This window comes from Massilia sp. 9I (genome assembly GCF_902506415.1).
Taxonomy (GTDB): domain Bacteria; phylum Pseudomonadota; class Gammaproteobacteria; order Burkholderiales; family Burkholderiaceae_D; genus Telluria.
On sequence record NZ_LR733275.1, the window covers coordinates 287640 to 313807 of the forward strand.

General features: G+C 67.3%; 28 protein-coding genes and 1 pseudogene. 16 read left to right on the forward strand and 13 right to left on the reverse strand.

What is annotated here, in order from left to right; all coding sequences use genetic code 11:
• Entirely contained in the window at positions 1 to 450 is a 450-nt protein-coding gene (locus GV068_RS01285; protein WP_159695633.1) for a copper chaperone PCu(A)C, read from the reverse strand.
• Positions 451 to 489: 39 nt separating this feature from the next.
• Positions 490 to 1032 carry a YaeQ family protein gene (locus tag GV068_RS01290; protein ID WP_159695634.1) on the reverse strand — a complete coding sequence of 181 codons (543 nt, stop codon included), beginning with the start codon at positions 1030 to 1032 and terminating at the stop codon, positions 490 to 492.
• Between the two features lie 108 nt (positions 1033 to 1140).
• Here GV068_RS01290 and GV068_RS01295 point away from each other — a divergent pair, with 108 nt between their 5' ends.
• The 10 genes from GV068_RS01295 (at position 1141) to GV068_RS01340 (ending at position 10500) form a co-directional block, all read left to right on the forward strand.
• On the forward strand, positions 1141 to 2172 hold the full coding sequence (locus GV068_RS01295; RefSeq protein WP_159695635.1) for an NADP-dependent oxidoreductase: 1032 nt from the start codon (positions 1141 to 1143) through the stop codon (positions 2170 to 2172).
• 139 nt (positions 2173 to 2311) lie between these two features.
• Positions 2312 to 2533: a hypothetical protein gene (locus GV068_RS01300; RefSeq protein ID WP_159695636.1), complete on the forward strand. Its 222-nt coding sequence runs from the start codon at positions 2312 to 2314 to the stop codon at positions 2531 to 2533.
• Between the two features lie 4 nt (positions 2534 to 2537).
• A complete protein-coding gene (locus tag GV068_RS01305; protein ID WP_159695637.1) occupies positions 2538 to 3104 on the forward strand; it encodes a hemerythrin domain-containing protein in 567 nt (188 codons plus the stop codon).
• A 119-nt stretch (positions 3105 to 3223) separates the two neighbouring features.
• On the forward strand, positions 3224 to 3562 hold the full coding sequence (locus GV068_RS01310) for a KGG domain-containing protein (RefSeq protein WP_201303228.1): 339 nt from the start codon (positions 3224 to 3226) through the stop codon (positions 3560 to 3562).
• 195 nt (positions 3563 to 3757) lie between these two features.
• A complete protein-coding gene (locus tag GV068_RS01315; RefSeq protein ID WP_159695638.1) occupies positions 3758 to 4270 on the forward strand; it encodes a M48 family metallopeptidase in 513 nt (170 codons plus the stop codon).
• Positions 4271 to 4446: 176 nt separating this feature from the next.
• Positions 4447 to 5736, forward strand: a complete 1290-nt coding sequence (locus GV068_RS01320; protein WP_159695639.1) for a hypothetical protein — start codon at positions 4447 to 4449, stop codon at positions 5734 to 5736.
• Positions 5737 to 5743: 7 nt separating this feature from the next.
• Positions 5744 to 6193 carry a phosphate ABC transporter substrate-binding protein gene (locus GV068_RS01325; protein WP_229463584.1) on the forward strand — a complete coding sequence of 150 codons (450 nt, stop codon included), beginning with the start codon at positions 5744 to 5746 and terminating at the stop codon, positions 6191 to 6193.
• A 16-nt stretch (positions 6194 to 6209) separates the two neighbouring features.
• Complete coding sequence (locus GV068_RS01330) at positions 6210 to 8963, forward strand: EAL domain-containing protein (protein ID WP_159695640.1); 2754 nt, start codon at positions 6210 to 6212, stop codon at positions 8961 to 8963.
• Positions 8960 to 10057, forward strand: a complete 1098-nt coding sequence (locus GV068_RS01335) for a diguanylate cyclase (RefSeq protein ID WP_159695641.1) — start codon at positions 8960 to 8962, stop codon at positions 10055 to 10057. Before GV068_RS01330 ends, GV068_RS01335 begins: the two co-directional genes overlap by 4 nt.
• Positions 10058 to 10116: 59 nt before the next feature.
• A complete protein-coding gene (locus GV068_RS01340) occupies positions 10117 to 10500 on the forward strand; it encodes a response regulator (RefSeq protein ID WP_159695642.1) in 384 nt (127 codons plus the stop codon).
• A gap of 6 nt (positions 10501 to 10506) precedes the next feature.
• Here the strand turns inward: GV068_RS01340 and GV068_RS01345 are convergent, their stop codons facing one another.
• The 5 genes from GV068_RS01345 to GV068_RS01365 all read right to left on the reverse strand — a co-directional run bounded on the left by GV068_RS01345 (position 10507) and on the right by GV068_RS01365 (position 14993).
• On the reverse strand, positions 10507 to 11661 hold the full coding sequence (locus GV068_RS01345; RefSeq protein WP_159695643.1) for a DUF1501 domain-containing protein: 1155 nt from the start codon (positions 11659 to 11661) through the stop codon (positions 10507 to 10509).
• A gap of 1 nt (position 11662) precedes the next feature.
• Positions 11663 to 13036: a DUF1800 family protein gene (locus GV068_RS01350; RefSeq protein ID WP_159695644.1), complete on the reverse strand. Its 1374-nt coding sequence runs from the start codon at positions 13034 to 13036 to the stop codon at positions 11663 to 11665.
• A 120-nt stretch (positions 13037 to 13156) separates the two neighbouring features.
• Complete coding sequence (locus tag GV068_RS01355) at positions 13157 to 13711, reverse strand: TIGR00730 family Rossman fold protein (RefSeq protein WP_159695645.1); 555 nt, start codon at positions 13709 to 13711, stop codon at positions 13157 to 13159.
• Between the two features lie 37 nt (positions 13712 to 13748).
• Complete coding sequence (locus tag GV068_RS01360; protein WP_159695646.1) at positions 13749 to 14444, reverse strand: TetR/AcrR family transcriptional regulator; 696 nt, start codon at positions 14442 to 14444, stop codon at positions 13749 to 13751.
• A gap of 75 nt (positions 14445 to 14519) precedes the next feature.
• A complete protein-coding gene (locus tag GV068_RS01365; RefSeq protein ID WP_159695647.1) occupies positions 14520 to 14993 on the reverse strand; it encodes a phasin family protein in 474 nt (157 codons plus the stop codon).
• Between the two features lie 144 nt (positions 14994 to 15137).
• Here GV068_RS01365 and GV068_RS01370 point away from each other — a divergent pair, with 144 nt between their 5' ends.
• The 3 genes and pseudogenes from GV068_RS01370 to GV068_RS25060 form a co-directional block, all read left to right on the forward strand.
• Positions 15138 to 15932 carry an IS1595 family transposase gene (locus GV068_RS01370; RefSeq protein WP_373888396.1) on the forward strand — a complete coding sequence of 265 codons (795 nt, stop codon included), beginning with the start codon at positions 15138 to 15140 and terminating at the stop codon, positions 15930 to 15932.
• A gap of 139 nt (positions 15933 to 16071) precedes the next feature.
• Positions 16072 to 17112, forward strand: a complete 1041-nt coding sequence (locus GV068_RS01375) for an IS110 family transposase (protein WP_159695648.1) — start codon at positions 16072 to 16074, stop codon at positions 17110 to 17112.
• Between the two features lie 238 nt (positions 17113 to 17350).
• Positions 17351 to 17542, forward strand: a pseudogene (locus GV068_RS25060) (IS1595 family transposase); the annotation flags it as partial.
• Positions 17543 to 17557: 15 nt separating this feature from the next.
• Here the strand turns inward: GV068_RS25060 and GV068_RS01380 are convergent.
• The 5 genes from GV068_RS01380 to GV068_RS01400 all read right to left on the reverse strand — a co-directional run bounded on the left by GV068_RS01380 (position 17558) and on the right by GV068_RS01400 (position 21887).
• A complete protein-coding gene (locus tag GV068_RS01380) occupies positions 17558 to 18361 on the reverse strand; it encodes a response regulator (protein WP_159695649.1) in 804 nt (267 codons plus the stop codon).
• A gap of 72 nt (positions 18362 to 18433) precedes the next feature.
• Entirely contained in the window at positions 18434 to 19387 is a 954-nt protein-coding gene (locus GV068_RS01385; RefSeq protein ID WP_159695650.1) for an alpha/beta fold hydrolase, read from the reverse strand.
• The gene (locus tag GV068_RS01390) at positions 19384 to 21000 is read right to left on the reverse strand and encodes a GMC family oxidoreductase (protein ID WP_159695651.1); all 1617 of its coding nucleotides are present in this window, start codon (positions 20998 to 21000) and stop codon (positions 19384 to 19386) included. The genes GV068_RS01385 and GV068_RS01390 overlap by 4 nt, the downstream gene beginning before the upstream one ends.
• A complete protein-coding gene (locus tag GV068_RS01395; RefSeq protein ID WP_159695652.1) occupies positions 20997 to 21515 on the reverse strand; it encodes a twin-arginine translocation signal domain-containing protein in 519 nt (172 codons plus the stop codon). The genes GV068_RS01390 and GV068_RS01395 overlap by 4 nt, the downstream gene beginning before the upstream one ends.
• 90 nt (positions 21516 to 21605) lie before the next feature.
• Positions 21606 to 21887: a TfoX/Sxy family DNA transformation protein gene (locus tag GV068_RS01400; protein ID WP_159695653.1), complete on the reverse strand. Its 282-nt coding sequence runs from the start codon at positions 21885 to 21887 to the stop codon at positions 21606 to 21608.
• Positions 21888 to 21960: 73 nt separating this feature from the next.
• Here GV068_RS01400 and GV068_RS01405 point away from each other — a divergent pair, with 73 nt between their 5' ends.
• Positions 21961 to 22581: a DUF6058 family natural product biosynthesis protein gene (locus GV068_RS01405; RefSeq protein WP_159695654.1), complete on the forward strand. Its 621-nt coding sequence runs from the start codon at positions 21961 to 21963 to the stop codon at positions 22579 to 22581.
• Positions 22582 to 22591: 10 nt separating this feature from the next.
• On the opposite strand, the gene GV068_RS01410 is transcribed toward GV068_RS01405, so the two are convergent.
• Positions 22592 to 23353: an RNA methyltransferase gene (locus tag GV068_RS01410; RefSeq protein ID WP_159695655.1), complete on the reverse strand. Its 762-nt coding sequence runs from the start codon at positions 23351 to 23353 to the stop codon at positions 22592 to 22594.
• A 175-nt stretch (positions 23354 to 23528) separates the two neighbouring features.
• Between GV068_RS01410 and GV068_RS01415 the strand changes: the two genes are divergently transcribed.
• Positions 23529 to 24308, forward strand: coding sequence for an inositol monophosphatase family protein (locus tag GV068_RS01415; RefSeq protein WP_159704427.1), 780 nt, complete (start codon positions 23529 to 23531; stop codon positions 24306 to 24308).
• 383 nt (positions 24309 to 24691) lie between these two features.
• On the forward strand, positions 24692 to 26089 hold the full coding sequence (locus GV068_RS01420) for a DEAD/DEAH box helicase (RefSeq protein WP_159695656.1): 1398 nt from the start codon (positions 24692 to 24694) through the stop codon (positions 26087 to 26089).
• Positions 26090 to 26168 lie beyond the last annotated feature (79 nt).

The window sequence follows — 26168 nt, forward strand, 5'->3', positions numbered from 1 at the left end:
TCAGTGGCCGCTGTGGGCGCTGTAAGTCAGCGGCTTGACCGGTACGCTCAGCTTCACGTCCTGGCGCTTGCCGGCGGCATCCTGCACTTGCAGGGTCAGGTCGACGTTCTCCCCTTCCTTCACCTGGCGCTTCAGGTCCATCAGCATCACGTGGTAGCCGCCGCTGGCCAGGTTGACCGGCTTCCCCGCAGGCAGCTCGATCGATTCCACGCCGCGCATGCGCATGGTCTGGCCTTCCATCGCCATCTCGTGCAGCTCGGCGCGGCCGGCCACCTCGGTCTGCACGCCGAGCAGGCGCGCGGGTGTCGCCGACTGCACGCGCATGAAGGCGCCGGTCACCTTCTGCGCCGGCACGGTGGCGCGGATCCATGGGTCGGACACGGACACTTGCGCGAACACGGAAGCGGACAGCAAGCTGCCGGCGAACAGGGCGAGGATCTGAGGTTTCATGGCGAAGAGTGTGAAATGTGATGAATGAAGATTATAGCTTCAGGGTCCGCCGCGCAGGTATTCGCGCTCGACCAGCACCGTGTCGACGCCGTCGGTCAGCCATATCTGGCCGTCCTGGATCGTGCATTGCAGTTGCATGTTCCGCTTCGCCATCTTCTCGAGCTGGACGCTGGCCTCGTTCGGGATGTTCACCACCGAGACGTTCCTGGCGCGGTCGATCTGCTTGCTGATGCCCTTGAACCAGATATCGCTGGTGGCGCTGTAGCTGTACACCACCACCTTCCCGGAGCGGCCGGCGGCCTTCATCAGGCGCTTTTCGTCCGGCTGGCCGACCTCGATCCAGGTCTGGATGGCGCCGGTCAGGTCCTTCAGCCACAAGGCCGGTTCCTCGACGTCGAACAGGTCCTTGGTGAAGGCCAGCGCCGGATCGGCATGCAGGGCGAAGGCCAGCACCCGGATCATTACGCGCTCGTCGGTTTCGGACGGGTGGCGCGCGATGGTCAGGCTGTGGTCGCCGTAGTAGTTGCGGTCCATGTCGGCAATCGACAGGTCGGCCTTGTAGATGGTTGCTTTGAGAGCCATGGATGAAATGCGGTCTGAACGTGAACCCGCTATTGTCGCATGGCCCGGCACGGCCGTGATAGAGCATGTATAGTCACGTTGCCAACATCGACGAATACGGAGACCCGCATGACCAACGCATTCCCCCCGAACCAGCAGTTCCGCCTCGCCGCCCGCCCGCTCGGCCTGCCGCGCAGCGAAGACTGGCAGTTCCACGAAGAAGCCGTGCCCGAGGCCCAGGACGGCGGCATCGTCGTGAAAGTGCTCTACCTGTCGCTCGACCCGGCCATGCGCGGCTGGATGAACGAAGGTAAATCGTATATCCGCCCGGTGGCGATCGGCGAAGTGATGCGCGCCGGCGGCCTTGGCGTCGTGGTGGCCTCGCGCTCGCCGCGCTTCGCGGTGGGCGACTACGTCGCCGGCGGCACCGGCGTGCAGCGCTACTGGTCCGGCCCGGCCGACGACAAGACCGCCGCCTTCAACAAGATCGATCCCGCCATCGCACCGATGACGGCCTGGCTCAATACCCTCGGCATGCCGGGCATGACGGCCTTCTTCGGCCTGCGCGAGGTCGGCCAGCCGAAGGCCGGCGACACGGTGGTGGTCTCGGGCGCGGCCGGCGCGGTCGGCATGACGGTGGGCCAGGTGGCGAAGAAGATGGGCTGCCGCGTGGTCGGCATCGCCGGCGGCGAAGACAAGTGCCGCTTCGTGGTCGAGCAGCTCGGCTTCGACGCCTGCATCGACTACAAGGCCGGCTCGGTCCATGCGGGCCTGAAGGAGCATTGCCCGCAGGGCGTCGACGTTTATTTCGACAACGTCGGCGGCGACATCCTGGATGCGGTCCTCACCCGCATCAACATGAAGGCGCGAATCGTCATCTGCGGCGCGATCTCGCAGTACAACGCCACCAGCCAGGTCAAGGGACCGGCCAACTACCTGTCACTGCTGGTGAACCGCGCGCGCATGGAAGGCATGGTCGTGTTCGACTACGCGCCGCGCTATGCCGAAGGCGTCGCCACCCTGGCGGGCTGGATGCAGGAAGGCAGCGTCAAGAGCGTCGAATACGTGGTGGACGGCTTCGAGCGCTTCCCCGAAGCCCTGCTGATGCTCTTCGAAGGCAAGAACCTGGGCAAGCTGGTGCTCAAGATCGCCGACGCCTGACCCCAGCCGTGACCTGGCCGGGAGCCCGCCTCCCGGCCAATTTGTTGATCCATGCCTTGCCCCCTCTAGAATCCTTGAACTTATCGCCCCGCAGCGCGTCTACGCCGATTTGACACGCCAAAAGCCTTGCGAGGTGAACATGGTCCAGTTTCCACAAACGGCCGCCGGCCTGGCCGACAATCCTGCCCTCCGCGCCCAGCCCGATGCCCGGCTTGGCTTGCTCAGCGTGCCGTCGCTGCGCGCCGTCGACGGCGAGCGCCTGCGCGACTACCAGCAGCATGTGCTGGGCGTGATCGCCAAGGTCCACGCCCAGCTGCCCGCTGCGGTCGGCGCGCCCGCGCGTGCCGCCGGCCAGGGGTAGCGCCATGCCTGCCCACGAAGCCCCTGCACTGGAGCCGCCGGGCGGCATCCTGGCCCAACTGCGCGCCGAGCATGCCCGGATGCGCGGCATGTTCCACGCGTTTGCGATGCTCGACCGCGAAGAGGAAGCGCAGCGCGAACGCGCCGTCGACGATCTGTGCGACGCGCTGGCGCTGCACGCCTTGCTCGAGGACGAACTGTTCTATCCGGCGCTGCGCGGTGCGGTCGACGACAGCCTGCTGGAAGACGCGGCGCTGGAACACGACAGCATGCGCGAACTGGTCGAGCAGCTCGAATCCCTGTTCCCGGACGACGATTACTTCGACGTTAGCGTCGCCGTGCTGGCCGAAGAAGTGGAACGCCACGTCGCCTTCGAGGAGAACCTGCTGTTCCCGGCGCTGGCGCAGGCCGGCGCCGACCAGCTGGCGCTGGGGCTGCGGCTGCATGCCCGGCGCGCCGAGATCGAGTCCGACCTGGCCGCCCTGCCCCCTGCGATCGACGGCTGCGAACCGCGCGGAATGCTGCGCGGCGCGCACGGCGCGCTGCGCGAACGGCGCTCGCGGGCACGCTAGCGCTTTGCGCGTGAAGGAACTAACGCTTCAGCCTTCTCTCTAAACGGCACGAGCGCATCCATAGCGCTCGCGGCTTCCCGATCGACGGACCACCCCTCAGGGCACACAAGGAGAGCGACATGGCGACAAGCAAAGACAACGGCAAGGGCAGCGCGCAGAAAGGCGGGAGCGGCAGCAGCCAGGCGCCTGCCAAGCGCGGTTTCGCGGCAATGGACCAGAACCAGCAACGCGAGATCGCCAGCAAGGGCGGACAGGCGGCGCACCAAAAGGGCACCGCGCACGAGTTCGACTCAGAAGAAGCGCGCCGGGCCGGCCAGAAAGGCGGCGAGGCGGTCAGTCGCAACCGCGCCCACATGGCCGACATCGGGCGCAAGGGCGGCGAAAGCCGGCAGTCGGCCCAGCGCGCCGCCGCCGCGGCCAAGAATGCCGGCAACCGCCAGGGTGAAAAGGAAGGCTGACAAGCCTTCCGGCTGAAAAGCCTTCCGGCTGACAAGCCTTCCGGCGAATTGGCTTCCTGCTTCCTGATCCACCTGCTGATATCCGCCCCCCGCTGACGCCTGCCCTGGCCGGGCGTGGCATCCACACCACGGCGCCCCTGCGGCGCCGTACCTAGGGAAGCAATCAGGCACGCCTCGTGCTACATTGCGCCCCCTATGCGACAACTTCCCTACCTCAGCGCCTACCCCGATCACCTGCTGGCCCAGGTCGGCCAGCTGATCGACGCCGGCCAGCTCGGCGAGGTGCTGCTGCAGCGCTATCCCGCGGCCCACGGCATCCGCACCGACAAGGCGCTGTACGCCTACGTGCAGGAGCTGAAGGACGATTACCTGCGCCAGGCCGACCCGGTGTCCAAGGTCGCCTTCGACAGCAAGATCCACGTGGTGCAGCATGCGCTCGGCCTGCACACCGCGATCTCGCGCGTGCAGGGCAGCCGCCTCAAGGCCAAGCGCGAAATCCGCATCGCCAGCGTGTTCCGCGACGCCCCGCTGCCCTTCCTGCGCATGATCGCCGTGCACGAACTGGCGCACCTGAAAGAAAGGGACCACGACAAGGCCTTCTACAAGCTGTGCAGCTGGATGGAACCGCAGTACCACCAGCTTGAATTCGACCTGCGGCTCTACCTGACCTGGCTCGACCTGGGCGGGCAGCGCCTGTGGGTGGACTAAAAGATATTGAACAGATCTGCAGTCGTTGCCATCGAACAACAAGGATTGTCAGATTGCTTTTGCGGGCTGGGTAAATATCTCGACTTTCAGTGTTGCCTTAGGTAAAGTTTGTATGTCGCATGCCCCCTGCGGGCAGCCCTCGCTCTTCCGTGCCGCCCCGGCCGCAACCTGACATCATGACACACCAGTTTTCTCTCTCCGGCAAACCCGTTCCGGCTGCCCTGCGTGGCGGGGTGCTCGCCTGTACCTTGGCCACCACGCTGGCCGGCCATGCGCTGGCCGCCGCCCCCGCCGACGGCGCCGAGACCCCTGCGCCGGTCTGGAAGTTTTCCGGCTTCGGCACCCTGGGCGCAGTGCACGCCAGCGTGCGCGACGCCGATTTCAGCTCCACCGTCCTGCGCGCCAACGGCGCCGGCCGCAGCGAACGCTGGAGCCCGGACGTCGACAGCCGCCTGGGCGCCCAGCTCGACCTCGCGCTAGGCCACTGGTCGGGCGTGCTGCAGGTGGTGAGCGAACAGAACCTGGAAGGCAACTACCGCCCGCGCGTCGAGTGGGCCAACGTCAAGTACCAGGCCACCCCGGACCTGGCGCTGCGCATCGGCCGCATCGCGCTGCCGGTGTTCCTGGCGGCCGACTACCGCAAGGTCGGCTACACCATGCCCTGGGTGCGCCCTCCGGTCGAGGTCTACGGCGGCCTCCCGATCTCCAGCAGCGACGGCGTCGACGCCACCCTGCGCTGGAGCGCGGGCGATACCCGCCACGCCACCCAAGCCTTCTTCGGGCGCACCGACACCCATTTGTACGACGATCGCCGGCTGGAGGCGCACGGCATCGCCGGCCTGTCGCACAGCATCGAACGCGGCGCCCTCAGCGTGCGCATGTCGGCCCTGACCGGCCACCTGACGACCGGCATCGGCGAGGACCTGTTTACCGCGCTGCGCGCTTTCGGCCCGCCGGGCAATGCACTGATCGAACGCTATGCGATCGAGCACAAGCGCGTGAGCATGGTCAGCGCCGGCTTCAACTATGACCCGGGCCAGTGGTTCATCAGCGCCGAAGCGGGTCACGCCCAGACCCATTCGCTGCTCGGCCGCACCACCACCATGTACGCCGGCGGCGGCTACCGCTTCGCCAGCCTGACGCCCTACCTCGGCTACGCCAAGGTGCGCGCCCACGGCGCTACCAGCGACCCGGGCCTGCCGCTGGCGGCACTGCCGCCGCAGGCGCGCCCGCTCGCCGCCACGCTGAACGCGGGCCTGAACCTGTACCTGGCGACGATCCCGGTCCAGACCACCGTCAGCACCGGCCTGCGCTGGGACCTGGCGACCGACGCCGCGCTCAAGCTGCAGTATGACCGCGTACGTCCCGGCGACGGCTCGCGCGGCACCCTCATCAACACGCCGTCGCGCTTCCGCTTCGGCCAGACCGTGCACGTGGCGAGCGTGGCGCTCGACTTCGTGTTCTGAGGCGCCGATGCGAATTCAATTCCGACATCGATTCCGGCAGCTGGCGGCCGGCGCCGTCCTGCTGCTGGCGCAGGCCGCTTCAGGCAACGCCTCGGCCGAGCTGGTGGTGATCGTCTCGGCGCGCAACCCCTTGCCGCCGATGTCCGGCGACCAGGTCGCCGCGATCTTCCTCGGCCAGGCGCCACGCTTCCCCGACGGCGCCGAAGTGGTGGCGCTCGACCAGCGCCTCGGCTCGAACGAACGCAACCTGTTCTACGCCCAGGTCACCGGCAAGTCGCCGGCCCTGCTCAAGGCGCACTGGTCGAAGATGGTCTTCACCGGTCGCGGCCAGCCGCCGCGTGAAGCTGCCGACAGCGCCGCGGTGCGCCGCATGGTGGCCGACAATCCCGCGATGATCGGCTACATCGACCGCTCCGCGCTCGACGCCAGCGTGCGGCCGGTGCTGGTGCTGCGCTGAACCCTGGATAGCCCGCATGACCGCGCTCGCCTCCTCGAACCCTTTGGCCCCGGTCCAGCCGCCGACGCGCACGCGGCGCACGACGCTGGTGCGCTGGCTCGGGCGCGGGCTCGAGACCCATATCTCGCTGCCGCTGTTTGCGCTGGCGCTGGTGCTGGCCCTGTGGAGCACCACCCTGCACATGATCGGCGCCGAGGAACGCGCCGCGCACGACGCGGCCGGGGAGGCAGCACGCGAACTGGTGGACACCTATGAAGCCCAGATGGCGCGCAGCCTGAGCGCCATCGACCAGACCCTGCACGTGCTGCAGTACGCGGTCGAGATGAACGGCGCCGGCGCCGCCCTGGAGGCGATGAGCGCCAACGGCCTACTGCCGCCGGGCCTGGTGTTCCAGGTGGCGATCATCGGCGCCGACGGCCGCGTCCTGGCCAGCAACCCGCGCGCGCGCGCCGGCGGCGACGTCTCGCGCGAGACCTGGTTCGCCTGGCACCGGACACGCGCGGGCGAAACCGCCTTCGTCAGCCAGACCATCGGCCGGCGCGAGCCGCACGTGGTGTTCTCGCGCCGCATCAACGATGCCGCCGGCCGCTTCGCCGGCGTCGCCACGGTGGCGGTCGACCCGGCCTATTTCACCAGTTCCTACGAGCGTTCGCGCCAGGGCGACCGCGGCCTGCTCGGCGTGGCCGGCCTCGATGGCGTGGTGCGCGCGGCGCGCATCGGCGAAAACGTGTCCTGGGGCCAGCGCGTGGCCCTCGGCAAGCCCGACAGCGTGCTGCTGGCGGCGAGCAGCATCGACGGCGAGCTGCGCTATACCAGCACCCGCCCGCTGGGCCGCTTCCCGCTGGTGGCGGTGGTCGGCCTGTCCGAACCCGAGCAGATGGCCGAGTACCGCGCCCGCCGCCGCACCTGGCTGCTGGCCGCCGGCGCCGGCACCGCGCTCCTGATCCTGGTCGTGACCCTGGTCAGCGCCTGGTCCTGGCAGCTGGCCAAGGCGCGCCGGCGCGAGCGCCTGGCCCAGCAAACCTATGCCGCCGCCTCCGAGGCCAGCCTGGACGCCTTTTTCGTGCTGCGCGCGCTGCGCGCCGAGGATGGTTCCGTGACCGACTTCCTGGTCGAGACCACCAACAGCCGCGCCGAGCAGCTCACCGGCCTGTCCAAGGAACGCGTGCAGGGCAAACGCATATCCGTGCTCTTGCCCGCCGATCTGGGCGTCGGCATCTTCGAGGACCTGGCGGCGGTCGCCACCGACGGCGTGGCGCGCGAGGCCGAATGGCTGGCCCAGCTACAGCCGGTGGAGAACCGCTGGCTGCACCGCCAGGTGGTGCCGGTCGAGGGCGGCGTGGTGGCGATCGTGCGCGACATCACCGAGCGCAAGCTGGCCGAGCAGCGCATCCGCCACCTGGCCCAGCACGACGACCTGACCGGCCTGCCCAACCGCAGCCTGCTGCGCGACCGCCTCGGCCAGGCCATTCGCGACGCCGAGCGCAAGGGCGGCGCGGTCGGCCTGGCCTTCATCGACCTGGACGGCTTCAAGCTGGTCAACGATGGCCTCGGCCACAACGCGGGCGACGAGCTGCTGAAGGTGGTGGGCGCGCGCATGGGCCAGTGCCTGCGCCGCAGCGACACCCTGGCGCGCTTCGGCGGCGACGAATTCGTGATCCTGCTGCCCGACCTGTCGGGCGACCCCTTGGCGATCACGCCGCTGCTGGAAAAGGTGCGCCAGGCCGTCACCGAGCCGGTCGAGGTCGAGGGCCAGGAAGTCCAGGTCAGCTGCAGCATGGGCGTGGTGCTGTACCCGCGCGACGGCCTGGACGCCAACACCCTGATGATGAATGCCGACGCGGCCATGTACCGCGCCAAGGAAAACAAGGACAGCTTCCAGTTCTACGCCAGCGAGATGAACGCCAGCGTGGAAGAGAAGCTGGTGCTGCTGGAAGGGATGCGCAGCGCGCTGGAGGACTGCGTCGGCCCGGATTGCGCCGGTGAAGACTGCCAGTTCCAGTTGCTGTACCAGCCGAAGGTCGACCTGCGCAGCGGCCGCGTGTTCGGGGTCGAGGCCCTGATCCGCTGGAATCATCCGGAACAGGGCATGATCTCGCCGCTGCGCTTCATCGGCCTGGCCGAAGAGAGCGGCCTGATCGTGCCGCTGGGCGAGTGGGTGGTGCGCACCGCCTGCGCCCAGGGCCAGGCCTGGCGCGCCGCCGGCCTGCCGCCGGTGAGCATCTCGGTGAACGTCTCGGCGCGCCAGTTCGAGGAAAAGCGCCTGGTCGAGCGCATCGCCGGCGCCCTGCACGATACCGGGCTGCCGCCCGCGCAGCTGGAAGTCGAGGTCACCGAGAGCTCGATCATGCGCGACATGGCGCGCTCGGTGGAGAAGATGCGCGAGCTGAAGGGCATGGGCGTGTCGCTGTCGATCGACGACTTCGGCACCGGCTATTCGAGCCTGTCGGCGCTCAAGTCCTTCCCGATCAGCCGCCTGAAGATCGACAAGAGTTTTGTGAGCGACCTGGCCGACAGCGCGGACGACCAGGCCATCGCGATGGCCGTGATCTCGCTCGGCCACAAGCTGAACCTGCGGGTGATCGCCGAAGGCGTCGAAACCGAACAGCAGCGCGCCTTCCTGCGCGCCAACGACTGCGACGAGATGCAGGGCTATCTGTTCAGCCGCCCGGTTCCGCCCGAACGCATTGCCGAACTACTGGCCGAAATGCAGGCTAAGATAGAGGCTGACGCATTAATCTCCCACCCTGCCCCGCTGGAGCTGCCATGACCCTGCCGCGCCGCCTCGTGATCCTGCTATGCGGTACCGAACCGGGCCTGCGCCGCATGTTGCAGTACTGGGCGGCGACCTGCATCCTGTACGTGATCTGCATCGTGCTGCTGCTGGCCCAGGTCAGCCAGGGCATGGCCGATCCGGTGGCGGCGCATCGCCTGATCGGCTACGGCGGCTGCGGCGCCATCGCCTTCTACCTCCTGATCCGCGCCAGCAGCCGGCTCGGCCTCAAGCCCGACCAGCTGGCCGTATCGCAAGCGGTGTTCTCGCTGGCCTGTGCGATGGTGGCCTACGCGATTTCCGGCCCGCTGCGCGCCGCGATGCTGACCATGGCGGTGGTGGTGATCGTGTTCTGCATGTTCGCCGCGCGCCCGCGCCAGTCGCTGCTGCTCGCGGTCGGCGCGCTCGCCGGCATGGGCGGCACCATGTACTGGCTGCAGGCGACCGATCCGGCGCGCTTTCCGCCGGTGACCGAGGCAATCACCTTCGGCTACCTGGCCGGCGCCCTGCTCTCCACCGCGATGCTGAGCGTCGAGATGAGCAAGCTGCGTTCGCGCCTGAAGCAAAAGCGCATCGAACTGAGCGAGGCGCTCGACACCATCCGCGTGCTGGCCACGGTGGACGAACTGACTTCGCTGGTGAACCGGCGCCGCATGCACGAAGTGCTGGACGACGCGGAACGGCGCCAGCCCGACGGCCGCGGCACCTGCATCGCCCTGCTCGACATCGACTTCTTCAAGCAGGTCAACGACCAGTACGGGCATGCCGCCGGCGACGCGGTGCTGCGCAGCTTCTCGAGCGCGGCGCGCGCCTCGCTGCGCGCCAACGACGTGCTGGCGCGCTGGGGCGGCGAGGAATTCCTGCTGTTGCTGCCAGACGCCGCGCCCGAGGACGCGCGCCTGGTGCTGGAGCGGATGGCCGAACGCGTGCACACCATGCCGGTCGCAGGCGTCCAGGGACGCCGCATCAGCTTCTCGGCGGGCCTGGCCACCCGCCGCCACGGCGAACCCTTCGCCGACGCGATCAACCGCGCCGACAAGGCGCTGTACCAGGCCAAGGAAACCGGGCGCGATCGTATTGTGCTGGCCTGACAACGGTTTTCGCGTGCCGCACTTGGCGCGCGAATTGGCCTTTTGCTAGCATGGCGCGCATGGCAATCAACATACTTTTGGTAGACGACCTGCTGCTCGACGTCGCGCTCACCCGGCGCGCCATGGAGGACTGCGAGGTCGCGCACAGGATCGTGGTGGCGGGCGACGGCGAAGAGGCCGACCGCCTGTGCGGCGAGGCCGACTTCGACCTGCTCCTGCTGGACATCAAGATGCCGCGCGTCGACGGCTTCGAACTGATGCAGCGACTGCGCAGGCGCGCCGAGCGCAAGCTCCCCGTCATCATCCTGTCCGGTTCTTCCCTGCAGTCCGACCGCGACCGCGCCGAGGAACTGGGCGCGATCGAATTCGTGCACAAGGCCTTCGACTACGGCGCCTTCCGGCACGAGCTCAAGGCCGCGCTCGGACGGCACGGCTTCTGCTGAATTCGTTCACGCCCTGAGCAGGCGTGCCATCGACTTGCTTTGCGCCGCACCCGGGAACAGGGTGCGCGCCATGCGTTCAGGGTCGATCCGGAAGGCTTCGGCGCAGACCTGGCTGATCAGGGTGTCGAGCGCCAGCGTCGGGCGCAGGTCGCGGCCGTCGAGCAGGTCGGCCTGGGCCAGGCCCGGCCAGTCGGCCAGCACCCGGCCGCCCTGGACCGCCCCGCCCAGCAGCATCGCGGCGGCGCCGGTGCCGTGGTCGGTGCCGCCGGTGCCGTTGGCGGCCGCGGTGCGCCCGAACTCGGTGGCGACCAGCACCACCGTCTGGTCCCAGGCGCCGCCCATGCCCTCGCGCAGCCCCGCCACCAGGGTGTCCAGGTTGCGCAGCTGGGAGGCCAGGCGCCCCATCTGGCCGGTGTGGGTATCCCAGCCGCCGGTTTCGATCATGGCGATGCGCGGGCCGTCGGGGCGCGCCAGGAAGGCGGCCGCCATACGCCCCACTTCGCCCGGGTCCTGGCGTTTCGGCTTGCCGTCCATGCCGCCTGCCATGCCGCGCGCCTCCAGCGCGGCGGACCACAGCGCGTGCAGTTGGGCGTCGTTGGCATACAGCTGCTGCACGCGCAGCATCAGGTCTTCGTTCGCGTCCGGCAGCGACGACGGCGCATACGAGGGCACCGGCAACGCGCCGCGCAGCGCCATCGGCACCGTCGGCGCGAACGCGATGGCGTCCTTGCCGCGTGTCGAGACCAGGCCGACCAGGCGGTTCATCCAGCCGTCCTTCAGCGCGTAGGGCGCGCTGCCGCCGGTCTCCAGGATGTTCTGGCCGTCGAAGTGCGAGCGCTCGCGGTAGTTCGACGCCACCGCATGGAAGAAGCTGGCCTGGCCGCTCCCGTACAGCCCGTGCAGGCTGGCCAGCGAAGGATGCAGGGCGAAGCTGCCATCCAGCTTGAGGGCCGCTTCCTGTTCGATCGCGAGCGCGCCGCGCAGGCGCGCATAGCCCGGGTCGGCGGTGGGGATGACGGTGTGCAGCCCGTCGGCCGCGCCGCGCTGGATGATGAAGACGAAACGGCGTTCGGTCGGGATGGCGCCGGCGGCAAAAGCTACGCGCGGCATCGCCACCAGGCTTGCGGCGCCGGCAAGGAAGGCGCGTCGGTTCAGGCTCATCTCATCTCCTCAGGAATTCGGGGGCGGCCAGCAGCAGCGCGAGCGCGGTGGCCGGGCTGTCGGAACGGGCGATGGCCTGGCGCGTGCCCTCGCCCAGCACCCCGGGCAGCACACGCGGCGCGAGAAGGCGGGCGTCGACCATGCTGCCGGCCTGGGCGCCGAAACGCTGCGCCACCTCGACCCGGCGCAGCAGCGCATCGGGCGCGGCCCAGGCCGCGGCCAGGTCGCCGTAGCCGGCCGGCGAACCGGGACGCCAGACCGGCTGGCCCAGGTTGTTCATCAGGCCGGCCGCCTGCTGGGCCGGCAGCTCGCGCCGGTCGAGCGCGCGCAGGCTCGAGATGCCCCATTCCCAGGGCGACTTGAACTTGCCCGGTCCCGGAGCCCAGCTTTCCGGCGCCATCACCAGTTCGCGGTAGACGCTGGACAGGTCGCCGCCGCTCTTTTTGTAGGTCTCGGCCATGCGCAGCACCAGCGCCGCAGGCGGCTCGTCGGCCACGAAGTGGCGCGCCAGCTTGAGCGAAATGTGCTGCGCGGTAGCGGGGGCCAGGGCCAGGTCGCGCAGGATGGCGCGCGCCTGTTCTTCGCCGCCGGCGGCGTAGTCGCGCCCCAGCACCCTGCGCACGCCCGGTTCGTGCTGGTAGGCGGCGAAGCGGAAGGTCGCCACTTCGTCGGCGAGCGGCGCCTTGTCGCTGTCGTCGGGCAGGGTCCAGCCGGTGAGCGCGCGGGCGAATTCGGTGACGTCGTTCTGGGTGTAGCCGCTGCGCACCCCGAGCGTGTGCAGCTCGAGGATCTCGCGCGCCAGGTTTTCGTTGAGGCCGGTGTTGTTGCGCTGGCGCTGGCGGGCCCGTACGCCGGCCGGGCTGTCCGGGCCGGTCGAGCGGGCCTGGTCGAGGAAGACCTGCATCGCCGGATGGCGCACCGCCGCCAGCAGCAGGTCGTCGAAGCGGCCCAGGATGTGGGGACGGATGGCGTCGGCCTCGAAGCCGCCCGCCCATCCCGTCACCGGTCCCTTGTCGACCGAGACCGCGAAATGGTTCGACCAGAAGTGGACCAGGCGTTCGGCGAAGGGCGTGGGGGTCTGCAGGGCGCTGGCCACGCGCGCGCCGATGGCGGTGCGGTAGGCCTCGCCCTCGCGTTTGCGCCACGCCTCGCGCACCGCATTGCGCCCTTCTTCAGGGGTCTGGCGCACTTCGCGCTGCTGGGCGACCCACTGGCCTGCCAGCTGCGGGCTGCGCGGCAGCGCGCGCCAGGGCGCGGGCAGCGGATCGTATTGTTCCAGTTGCGCCAGCAGCCAGCGGCGCGCATCGCCGGGCAGCTGGTCGCCGGGACGGGCGCCGAGCCCGAAGCGGTTGAGGGCGATCGATTCAGTCGTCATGGGGCCGGGTTCGGGTTATCGGAAATATGCAGACATATCTGTATTCCTTTGAACGGACAGAATAGTTCCAACTATTTCTTACCGCAATCCCCGAGCCCGAAGCGGCCCGGCGCGAGGACCTCAGGCCGCGGTCGGCGCGGCGGCGCGCAGGCGCCGGATCAGCGCGTCCGGGTCGGCCTCGACCCGCAGCAGGTTCAGGTGATCCGGGCGCACGAAGCCTTCCTCGCTCTGGTGGCGCACGAAACTCACCAGGCCGTCCCAGAAGCCGTTCGCGTTCAGCAGGCCGACCGGCTTGGCGTGGATCCCGAGCTGGGCCCAGGTCAGCATCTCGAACAGTTCTTCCAGCGTGCCCATCCCGCCCGGCATGGCGATGAAGCCCTCCGACAGCTCGGCCATCATGGCTTTGCGCTCGTGCATGTCCTTCACCACGAACAGGCGGGTCAGGCCGGCGTGGCCGACTTCGCGCTCCATCAGCGCCTTCGGGATCACGCCGGTGGCTTCGCCGCCCAGGCGCAGCACCTCGTCGGCGATCACGCCCATCAGGCCGACCTTGCCGCCGCCGTAGACCAGGCCGATGTTGTGTTCCACCAGGCTTGCCGCCAGGCCGCGTGCGGCCTCGGTGTAGATCGGGTTGACGCCATGCGAGGCGCCGCAATAGACGGCCAGGGTCTTCATCGTTGAACTATATTAATAGTATAAATTCGGTAAATCCTTACAGGAAGTCGGCGCCGGGGCGGGCCTCGGCGGACAGCTTCTTGAGGTACTCCTCGGACAGCTTCTCGAACAGCAGGCGTGTGTCGCCGCGCAGGTAGGGGCCGACCATCGACAGCACCTGGTAGCAGCCGCGCGCCAGCGCGTCGGCGATGGCCTGCTGCTCGCTGTACTTGCGCGGGTTGCGCACGTATTCGTAGGACAGCCAGTAGGTCGCCACCACCACCATGTTGGTCGCCATCGCGCCGATCTGCTGGTCGCCCGCCTCCAGCGAGCCTTCGCTGCGCAGGTCTTCGCACAGTTGGCGCGCCACCTTGATCTTGTGGGCCAGGATCGCCTTGAAGTGCAGCTCCAGCTTGCGGTTACGCGACAGCAGGTCGTTCAGGTCGCGGTAGAAGAAACGGTAGCGCCAGATCAGCTCAAACATCAGGTGCAGGTAGAGCCACACGTCCTCCATGTTCGAACGGCGGCCCGCCGGCACGGTCAGGATGCGTTCGATCTCCGTCTCGAACTGGGCGAAGATCGAGTTGACGATGTCGTCCTTGTTGCGGAAGTGATAGTACAGGTTGCCGGGCGAGATATTCATCTCCTCGGCGATGACCGTCGTCGTGATGTTCGGCTCGCCGAACTCGTTGAACAGCCTGAGCGAGAGCTCGAGGATGCGTTCGCGGGTCCGGCGCGGAGCTTTTTGTTGCATGAAGGGCGAAGTTTGTGATTCCAGCCGGGAGGATAACACCAAATGGTGTCAATGAGACAGCGCTGAACGGCCGCTTCAGGCCCCTTCCTCGTCCTCGGGCGCCGCGGCCTTCGGCGCACGGCGCGCGCGCTTTTTCGGCGCTTCGGGCACAGGCAGGCGCGACGCCAGTTCGGCCAGCATCATTTCGAGTTCGTCGACGCGGCGGCGCAGGGCTTCGACCTCGCTGGCGGCAGGCACGCCGATAGTCGCCAGGGCGCGCGCCACGCGCTCTTCGAACACCTGTTCCAGCTTGCCCCAGGAGCTGCTGCCGCGCCGGGTTGCGCGCTCGGCGGCGCGCGCCACGGTGCCAGTGGCTTCTTCCACCTCGCGTGCGCGCCGCGCCAGCACGCTGCCGTCGCGCACCAGGCGCGTGAACGAGCGGCCGCCCTCGCCTTCTTCCTGGGCCTTGGCGAAGGCCCCGAGGCCGGCCTGCCAGATTTGCTGGGCCGACGCGCGTACGGCACGCGCCAGCACCTCGTCGTCGTCTGCTTCGGGGAGTTTCTTGCTCATGAACGTTCCTCTGAATCCTGTGCGTCCCATTGTAGGCACGCACGATAGAACCGGGATTCTAATGCCGCTGTCACCGCTGCGTGTAGAAATTGAACTGTTGAGCTGTACGGATGTCCAACCTGGGTCAAATGACCAGGAGGGACGATGAAGTCCGAAGGCTTTCGCCGTTTGCTACGCCAGCTCGCTTCGCTCACCAGGCAACAGCGTTCGCAACTTAGCGACGCACTGCGCCCGGCTATTGGCCTCGACATGGTGTGCGAAGCGATCGACAGTGCGCGGCCGGCTCCCCTGTGCTGTCCCTCATGCGGCAACGGCCGTCATTATCGCCACGGCATCGTCCGAGGCCTGCAGCGCTACCGCTGCCGTGCGTGCCTTCGCACCTTCAGTGCCCTGAGCGGTACGCCCTTGGCCCGGCTACGGCATCGCTCCAAGTGGCTGGACTACGGCAGTGCAATGCTCGATTCGCGCAGCGTACGGGCGGCGGCAAAGCTGATCGGGGTGCATCGCAATACCAGCTTTCGCTGGCGCCACCGCTTTCTTGACGGAATCCGGCATGACCAGCCCGGACGCCTTGTCGGCATTGCCGAGGCGGATGAAATGTTCCTGCTCGAATCGCAAAAGGGATCGCGCCAGCTGGAGCGGCCGGCGCGCAAGCGCGGCGGCGTCGCGCATAGCCGGGGCATCAGCCATCAGCACGACTGCATCCTGGTTGCCCGCGACCGTAGCGGCCTCACTTGCTCCTTCGTCACGGGACGGGCGGCGGTCACCGCCAGACAGTTGCACCGCCACCTGCTGCCCGTCCTCGATCCGGATGTTTTGCTGGTGACGGATGGGCACCGCGCCTACCGGGCATTCGCCCGCGAGGCGGGTATTGCACACGCTTTCGTCAATTTGCGTGCGGGCGAACGCGTGCGCGGTGCGGTCCACGTGCAGAAATGAAATGGACGCCTCCCGCCGATGAATAAATTCTGCGGTATGAGCGAGTGAAGGTGAAAGGTGGATCCTCACGCGCCCACGGCATCAAAGTGCCCTAAAGTGAAAGTGCAGAACTTTCGGGGCAAGTCGGAGGATCCACATCATGAATGCTACGCCTAAAACGGTGGTCGGAGTAGATACGGCCAAGAATGTCTTTCAAATCTATACGGTCGACAAGGACACAGGTGAATTAACCAGTAAGCAGCTCAAGCGCTCCCAGTTTTTATCCTGGTTTGCAAATCGTGAACCTTGTCTAGTCGGGATGGAAGCGTGCGGCGGTTCGCAGCATTGGGCGCGCAAGCTGCAAGGGCTGGGTCATGAGGTCAAGCTCATGGCAGGGAAAACGGTCAAGGCCTTTGTACCTGGCAATAAGAACGATGCAGCCGATGCGCGCGCGATTTGGGTGGCGGCGCAGCAATCGTGCGTCAAGGCCGTGGCCGTCAAGACTGAGGAGCAACAAGCTGTGTTAGCGCTGCATCGGATACGCCGGCAGTTGGTAAAGAATCGTACAGCCCAACGTAACGAGTTGCGGGGCCTGGTGGCGGAATACGGCGAAGTATTTGGGCTCAGGAAAGCAGGTTTTGAAGCAGGGATGAAGGAAGCTCTGGCGCGGTTGTCCGAGCGTCTGCCGGCGATGCTAATCGACACGCTGCGGGAACAGTGGGATGAATTACACAGGCTCGATGAACGCATCGCCCGTATCGAGGCCCGGCTGTTGGCTTGGCTGCGACAAGATCGTGCGGCGCGAGCCATCGCCGAAATTCCTGGCGTCGGCCTGCTCACCGCGACAGCAGCGGTAGCGACGATGGGACAGCCTAAAACATTCCGGTCTGGGCGTGAATTCGCCGCGTGGATCGGGCTAGTACCAGCCCAGACCGGGACAGGAGGAAAAGTCCGGCTGCTCAAGATCAGCAAGCGGGGCGACATATATTTGCGTTCGCTTTTGGTGCAAGGCGCTCACTCGATCCAGCGACATGCGAAAGTCTTGCCAACATGGCTGCAGGAGATCAGCAAACGACGACCATCGAACGTGGTGACGATTGCGCTTGCCAACAAAATGGCGCGCACGATCTGGGCTGTACTGGCTCACGAGCGAGCTTACGACAGAGCATACGTTAGCGTTAGACCAGGCACGTTGAACTGAGGGATTCACATGTAGCCACGAAAGGATTACACCTCACAAGTTGCGATAGGTAGTAACAGCGATGACAGACAGGTCAGACCGGGACTCACGAAACCTGTGTTCACGTTAGGGCCTTAAGCCCGGTACAGAAATGAGGAGTGGGTCAGCGGATTTCATCGGGGCCAGCGGCTTGCCGCAACCAAGGCCGGATATAAAACTGCGACTTTCCTACTCTGCCATTGCTCGAATTACCTTGCAAAAGGGAGGCGTCCATATAAACGTGAACGCCTACCACCAGCGCTTACGCAGCTGGCTGTCACGTTTCCATGGCGTGGCGTCACGCTACTTGCCGAACTATCTCGGCTGGCGCTGGGCACTGGATGGCGACCGCATCGCATCGCCAGAGCAGCTGCTTCAGAGGGCAATCGGCATTTTCCACACCCAGCGATGACAGCGCCATTCTAATTCAGGAGGCCGCGCGCTGACGCTGCAGCGCCAGCGCCGCGCGCACGCGCTCGCGCAGGCTGGCCGCCGACACCGGCTTGGCGTAGTGGGCGTCGGCCACGCCTGAACGCAGCGCCGCCTCGATCTCGGCCAGGTCCTTCTGGCCCGTCAACATCAGGCGTACCGTGCGCGGATGGCGTGCGGCAACCTGGGCCAGCACCTCGGTGCCGTTCATGCCGGGCATGTCCTGGTCGCACAGGATCAACTCGACCTGCTCGCGCTCGAGCAGGGCCAGCGCTTCCGGGCCGGAAGCAGCGCGCAGCACACGCACGCGCTCGTCGCCCAGCATGTCGCCGAGCACCGCCAGCATGAAGGGATCGTCGTCGACCAGCAGGACAGTCGGCTCGGCCGGCACCTCAGGCTCGGCACGACCGGCTGCGGCCGCGGGCGCGGCGGACGTGGGCCCGGGCAGAAAGGCTTCCAGCTCGGCCACGAAACTTTCGGGCTCGATCGGCTTGCTGATGTAGCCGTCGAAGCCGGCGCCCAGCACCTTCTCGCGGTCGCCGGCCATCGCCAGCGCGGTCACGGCCAGCACCGGGACGCCGGACAGGCTCGGCTCGGCCTTGAGCGCGGCCAGTACCGCGAATCCGTTCATGCCGGGCAGATTGACGTCGCAGGCGACGAGGTCGGGAGGCGTGGCGCGGGCGGCAGCGATGCCCCGCGCGCCGTCAGGCGCACTGACGGCGGTGTGTCCATAGGCGGTGAGCAGAAACGCCATCAGCTCAACGTTGGCTGGGTTGTCTTCGATGATCAGGATGCGGGCCACGTGGGCGCTCCCCTATTTTCGGCGTTGTGCTTACTGTAACACGAGGCGCGTAAATACAGGGGTGGTGGCGCGCTATTGAACCGCCTCTTCCTGCTCGCGCAGTGCGCTCAGCTCGCGCATCACGGCGTCCAGCACACGCGGGTTACGGCCGAGCGCCACGTGGCCGACGCCCCCGAATGCGAGATTGCGCGCGCCCGGCAGTTCGCTCGACGTCTGGGGCGCGATGATGTTGTCCTGGTGCGAGAAGATCGACGTGACCAGGGCGCGCGCCGCCGCGTCCTCGCCTTGCGCCAGCGCGCGTAGCCAGGCGCATTCGGGCGGCTCGTCCTTGGCCATTCTTCGCATCTGGGCCGCGTTCAGGCCGAGGCCGAAGGCGGCCAGGCAGGTGCCATGGTGCGGGCTGCCGAGGGTGATCACGCGCGCCACCCGCGCCGTGCCGAAGGCGCGCATCCAGGCCCGCGCCACCAGTCCGCCCATGCTGTGGGCGACGATCACGACCCGGTCCGCGCCGGTGGCTGCGCGCAGGCTTTCCACCGCGCGCTCGACTAGCGGCGCGTAGCCGTCGATGTCGCCCATGATGGGCTCGAGGTCGACCGTCGCATGGCTGATGCCGGCGGCGTCCAGGCGCGGCAGCAGATGCGACCAGTAACCGCTGTTGCAGCCGTAACCGTGCAGCAGCAGGACCGGCGGCGCCGCCGAGCCGGGATGGATGCGGGTGCGGGCGCTGGCGCGCGGCATGGTCCAGGAAGACTGCAGCATGCTGGTGCTGAACTCCTCAAAGAACATGCGCAGGCGCGCACCAACACCCTTGACCCGGTATTCCTCCGGCGTCGGGCTGGCGAAGCGCGCGCTCATGAAGAAGTTGTTGGCGTTGATGAGCAGGCGCACCAGCACCACGCTGCCCAGGCCCAGGGCGAGTGCCTGCCAGCGGCTGGCCCCGAAGATCTGCACCGCGGCCAGGCCGATCGCGAGGGCGGCGAGCGCCTGCACGAGCAGGATCAGCTGGAGCAGGCGGCGCGCGCTCATACCCGGGCCGCCGGCTTGCCCGTGAGCGTCGTGGCCAGGCCGCTCGCCAGCTTGGCCGTGAGGCCATAGATCGACAGCTGGGGATTGGCGCCGAGCGAAGTCGGGAACAGCGAGCCGTCGTGTACCGACAGGTTGGACAGGCCGCGGTAGCGGCCGTCCGGCGCCACCACGCCGAGGCGCTCGTCGCCCGACATGGCGCAGCCGCCCATCACATGGGCCGACACCACCCGGGTCAGCTGCGGGCCTTGCGGCAGGCCGAGGATCGCCGCCTTGGCGGCGCTCCATGACGTGTAGCGCTGCGCCATCTCGTGCGCCGGCTGGACGCTGGCGGCGCCGGCCGCGAACTGGATCTCGGCCATGGTCAGCAGCGCGCGGCGTGCGCCGTCCCACAGGTAGTCGGTCAGCGGATAGTCGAGTTCCGGGCTGCCGTCGCCGCGCAGGCGCACCGTGCCGCCCGGCGCCGACGCGTGGAAGCCGTCGCGCAGCAAGGCCAGCATGCCGTGCATGTGCGGATAGTCGCGCATCATCTGCGCGTGCGCCGCGCCGAAGCCGGTCATCGTGGTGGCCACCAGCAGCGGATGCATGGGCGGCGCTTCCAGCTTGTAGCCGATCGGTCCGTCGACCGGGCCGGCCAGGAAGTGGTCGGAATAAACGGTTTGCGGCGCGCCGGCCCATGCTTCCACGCGCTGCGGGAAGAAGGCCGCCGAGACCAGGGTCGGATGCAGGAAGCTGCGCTTGCCCAGCTGGCCGCTGGGATCGGGCGCCTGCGAACGCAGCAGCAGCGCCGGCGAATTGATCGCGCCGCCCGCCACCACATAGTGACGCGCGCGCAGGCGCACGCTGCGGCCATTCGGATGGATGCCGGCCGCATCGAGCGCCTGGCACAGCAGTTCGTCGGCGCGCTCGCCCTGGAACACGAAACGGTCGGCGCGCACCCGCGTCACGAGAAGCGCGCCCTGCTCCAGCGCTGCCGGGATGGTCGTCACCAGCATCGACTGCTTGGCATTGGTCGGGCAGCCCATGCCGCAGTAGCCCAGGTTCCAGCAGCCGTTCACGTTACGCCGGATCAGGCCTGTCGGAATGCCGAGCGCTCCGGCGCCGCGGCGCAGGATGTCGTTGTTCTCATTGGGTGCGCCGGCCCAGTCGCCGATGTGCAGGCGCGCCTCCATCATCGCGAACCAGGGCGCCATCGCCTCCGGTGTCGCATCGGGCAGCGCGTAATGGCGGCGCCACCAGTCGAGCGTGGCGGCAGGGGTGCGGAAGCTCGAGGTCCAGTTGACGGTGGTCGAGCCGCCCACGGTGCGGCCCTGGAAGATGTTGATGCTCTTGTCCGCCGTCTTGCGCGCGGCCGATTCCTGATAGAGCGTGGGATAGGCCTCGGCTTCGCGCATCTTGAAGTCGCTCGAGGATTTCAGCGCGCCCTCTTCCACCACGATCACCGACAGGCCCGAGCGCGCCAGGATCTCGGCCGTGACGCCGCCGCCCGCGCCGCTGCCGACGATGACGACATCGGCCTCCAGCGTTCGGTCCTGCGCGAGCGTGGCGCCGTCGACGATCTTCCAGCCACGCGCGATGCCGGCGTGGATCGGGTCCGGAATGATCGGCGTCGTCATGCCAGCTCCTTCATCGGTCCGGGGTAGCCGGTCGCCGCCCAGCTCGACGGCTGCGCGTACCAGGCGCCGAGCACCAGGTCATGCAGCGCGTGGTAGGCGCTGCGCAGCAGGCCAAGGCGGTGCAGGCGCCAATCCTGCAGGAAGGCGTTGACGTCCTCGATACGCGCCCCTTCCCAGCCGCCGGATATTCCGGTCAGCAGGCGCCGCGCCGGCGCCAGGGCAAGGAGGCCGAACAGGTCCTGCACTTCCTTCTGGGTGGCGGGCGGCAGGCCCAGGATGGCCGCATGCACGTCCTCGATGGTCGTGGCAAGTGCGGCTTCGCGCTGCGCGTCCTGCGGCAAGGCGCCGGCCAGGATCGCGGGTATGACGGCATGCAGGGCCGAACGCGCCTCGCCGTCGAGTGCAAAGCGGTGCGGCGCTGCGATGTGCGTGGCGCGGTACAGCGCGCCGCCGGCTGCCAGCGCGAGCGCGGCCAGGCCACCGGCTTTCAGGAATGTCCGTCGTGATGTCCCCATGTACTGCCTCTTGTGTTTTCCTTAGTGTACGCCAAAGAAAAATCCGGTCCGAGCGGCAAACTAGAGGAAGGAGTCTAGCTTTCCGGAGGCTCAGGGGGGCGCGATGCCCATCTGCTCGAGGCGCAGCAGGATCTCGGTGCGCCGCTCGCGCTTGACTTCGATCCAGCTACGGTCCTCGATGGCGCCGATCAGGGCATACAGCCCGTTGAGATTGAAGCCGGGGACCTGAGCCTGCAGGCGGGCATAGACCTCGAATGGATCGGCGGCGCGTAGCGCCTGCGGAGTATCGATGCCCACCAGCGCCAGCCACTCCTCGGAGCGCGGACCGAGGCCTTTCATATCGCGCAGCCTGACGCCAGCTTGCCCTGCCATATGCTTCTCCCATGCCGAAAGCTTCGATCCTAGCCGAAGCATTCCAAGGTCCCAAGGGAGTAGGCTTCGTGGCATGGAACTCCTCGATTACCTCCAACAGCATTTCCTCACCCGGGCCCAACTGCTGACGGCAAGTAGCATCACGTCGGCGCGCCTCGACGCCCTCATCGACCGCGGCGTCATGCCCCGCCCCTCCTACCGCATCCAGCTCAACACGCGCTGCGCCTCCTTCTTCGGCGAGCATGACGAAGAGGCCGGCGCCGAGTACTACGCCACCGGCTACCCATCGTGGATCGCTGTGCTGGAAGCGAGCACGGAAGACCCCTTCGCCATCTTCGCGCGGCGCTACCGCGCAGCGCTGGGCGCCCTGCCTATGACCACGATCGACCCGAAACTGGGTGCTGGGCTCGACGCGCACCTGCGCGACGAATGGGGCCACTTCCTGTCCGGGACCTACGGCCTGTGCACGCGCTCCGGCCTGCCCGGAGACATCGCGGCGAAGGAGCTGGCGATCTGCGTGATCAAGGAGCTGACCGCCCAGGAAGACCCGGAGCGCGGGCGCCTGCGCCAGGCCGTCGACCTGCTCGACCGCACCAGCAGCCCGTTCGCGCCGCACGAGCGCGCGCGCAGCTCGCGGCGCCGCCTGGTCGATGAGGTGCGGCTGCGTTACGCGCTGCCGACACCCCGGGAGTAGCCCCGCACGCCTATTTTTTGGCCGTCTGGTCCAGGATGGCGCGTGCGATTCCGCGCAGGATGTTGACCTCTTCGGTCTCCAGCTGCGTGCGCGAAAACAGGCGCTTCAGGCGCGGCATCAGCTTCTTCGGGTTGTTCGCATTCAGGAAGCCGACCGCCACCAGCGCTTCTTCCAGGTGCGCATACATGCCGTCGATCTGGGTCACGCTGGCCGCGTCGCCGTGGAAACCCACGCCGCGCTCATCGACCGTGTCGCCCGTTGCCGCCAGCCGGGCTTCATAGGCCAGCACCTGGGCCGCCTGCGACAGGTTCAGCGACGAGTAATCCGGGTTCGAGGGGATGTTGATCAGGACGTTGCAGCCCTCGACGATCTCGTTCGGCAGGCCGACCCGTTCGTTGCCCAGGATGAGCGCGGGACGCAGCTCCGCCTGCCCCGCCGCGTGGCTTGCAAAGGCGCGCGGCGTCCACACGGGCGGCGAGAACTCGCGCAGGCGCGCCGACACCGCGGCGGCGAAGTTGCAGCCCTCCAGCGCCTCCTGGATGCTGCCGACAATGCGCGCCCCCGCCAGCACGTCGCCGGCGCCGCTGGCGAAGGCAACCGCCTCCGCATCCGTCAAGGGATCGGCGCAGCGCGGCGTGACCAGCACCAGGTCGCTGAACCCCATCGTCTTCATGGCCCGCGCGACCGAGCCGACATTGCCCGCGCGGCTGGTCTCGACCAGTACGAAACGGAGCCTTTTGAAGAGAGTTGTGTTGATTTCGGTCGGGTTCATTTAAAATAGCGCTATCGCGCGGTGCGAACTGTTGTGATCCGGGGCTGGAAAGTCCGGGATTGTAGCGGGTTCGGCACCGCTTTGCTCTTTGTCATTCTCTATCAGCAGACCGTTCACGGCGCTTCGATGCGTGGTGGGCGTTCGCGTTTTTTCCACGGAAAGCCCTATGCACCCAATGCTCAACACGGCCGTGAAGGCCGCTCGCCGCGCCGCCACCGTCATCAACCGCGCGTCCTTCGATCTCGATCGCATTACCATTTCTGAAAAAAATCACAACGACTTCGTCACCGACATCGACCAGGCGGCGGAACAGGCGATCGTGGAAACCCTGCTGAAGGCCTACCCTGACCACGCCATCCTGGCGGAAGAAAGCGGCGCCTCGAAGAACCTGAATGACGAGAGCGAAAACGTGTGGATCATCGACCCGATCGACGGCACCACCAACTTCCTGCACGGCTACCCCAACTACTGCATCTCGATCGCCCTGCAACAGAAAGGCGTGATCACCAACGCCCTGGTCTACGATCCGGTGCGCAACGACCTGTTCACCGCCACCAAGGGCGCCGGTTCCTACCTGAACGACAAGCGCATCCGCGTGCGCAACCACGACCGCATCGGCAAGGCCCTGTTGTCCTCGGGCCACGGCCCGGACCCGCGCGCGCTGGCCGAATACCTGCGCATGTACGAAGTCGTCGCCTCGCGCTGCCACGGCGTGCGCAGCGCCGGCTCGGCCGCGCTGGAACTGGCGAACGTGGCCGCCGGCCGCATCGACGGCTACTTCGAAAAGGGCCTGAAAGTGTGGGACATCGCGGCGGGCGCGCTGCTCGTCACCGAAGCGGGCGGCATCGTCGGTGAGTTCAACGGCGAGTCGGAATACCTGCATAAGGGCGACATCATCGCCGCCGGCCCGAAGGTCTTTGGCGCAATGGTGCCCCTGCTGTCCGCGTTCGCCTGAGCGCCCAACAATTCCCCCGCGGCCTGCGTTGCATCGTCTCGCCGTACTAGCGTACTGTCTTCGACGATGCGCCTTGTTCTCGGGGTTTTGTTGGACGCTCGAAGACTCGATCAAGCGTTTTCGCGTAAAATACGCCCCGTGCTTCAAGGCGCGCCGCTTTATATCTGTGCGCGCCTGTTCACCGGCTGGAAAGTCCCGGTCAGAAACTTTCCATAGAGAAACAACTTCCTCTATAATCCCGGCTGTCCTGCTCATTTCTCTTCAAGAAACGGGCGGCAGCGTCCGGCGTTCCCGCGGCCTCCTCCGCGTCCCGCCTGCAATGACTAATCCGATTTCCCTGGACTGGCGCCGTGTGGCGACGGCCCACTTTTGATAAAGAATTTATGTCATTTTCTACTCTCGGTTTGTCCGACGCAATCGTTCGCGCGGTGACTGAACAAGGCTATACCAATCCGACCCCGATCCAGGCCCAGGCCATTCCGATGGTGCTGAACGGCGGCGACCTGCTGGCCGGCGCCCAGACCGGTACCGGCAAGACCGCCGGCTTCACCCTGCCGATCCTGCAACTGCTCTCGACCGACAAGATCGGTTCGACACTGAAGAACAAGACCGCCCCGCGCGCCATCCGCGCCCTGGTGCTGACCCCGACCCGCGAGCTCGCGGCCCAGGTCGAGGAAAGCGTGCGCCTGTACGGCAAGTACACCAACCTGAATTCGGCCGTGATCTTCGGCGGCGTCGGCATCAACCCGCAGATCAAGCTGCTCAAGCATGGCGTCGACGTGCTGGTCGCCACCCCGGGCCGCCTGCTCGACCACGCAGGCCAGCGCACCGTCGACCTGTCCCAGATCGAGATCCTGATCCTGGACGAAGCCGACCGCATGCTCGACATGGGCTTCATCCACGACATCAAGAAAGTGCTGGCCCTGCTGCCGCCGAAGCGCCAGAACCTGCTGTTCTCGGCCACCTTCTCGGACGAGATCAAGGCTCTGGCCGACAAGCTGCTGAACAACCCGCAATCGATCGAAGTCGCGCGCCGCAACTCGACCGTGGAAGTGATCGCCCAGAAGATCCACCCGGTCGACCGCGACAAGAAGCACCCGATGCTGTCGCACCTGATCAAGGAAAACGACTGGAACCAGGTGCTGGTGTTCACCCGCACCAAGCACGGCGCCAACAAGCTGGTGGAACAGCTGGGCAAGGACGGCATCGGCGCGATGGCGATCCACGGCAACAAGAGCCAGTCGGCGCGCACCAAGGCGCTGTCCGAGTTCAAGGACGGTAGCCTGCAGGTGCTGGTCGCGACCGACATCGCGGCGCGCGGCATCGACATCGACCAGCTGCCGCACGTGGTCAACTACGACCTGCCGAACGTGCCGGAAGACTACGTGCACCGGATCGGCCGTACCGGCCGCGCCGGCGCTACCGGTGAAGCGGTGTCGCTGGTCTGCGTGGACGAGCACCAGATGTTGAAGGACATCGAAAAGCTGATCAAGCAGACCCTGCCGCGTCACGTGATCCCGGGCTTCGAACCGGACCTGAACGCCAAGGCCCAGCCGATCCAGCTGCGCAGCGGCGCTCCTGGACACGGCAACCGCGGCGGCGGCCGTCCGGGCGGCAACCGCGGCGGTCAGGGCCAGCCGCGCAGTGCCGGCGGTGGCAACGGCAACGGCAACGGCGGCCGTCCAGCCAGCGCCAACGGCGGCGGCAACCGCAACGGCAACAGCGCCAATCGCGGCCCCCGGACCGGCTCCGCACCCCGCCAAGGCGGCCGCGACCGCTAAGCAATAGCTCAACGGCCGTTTCTGCCCCGCTAAATTAGGGTCAGAGTCGAATTAAAAGGAAATTCCAAAAATTTCCCGA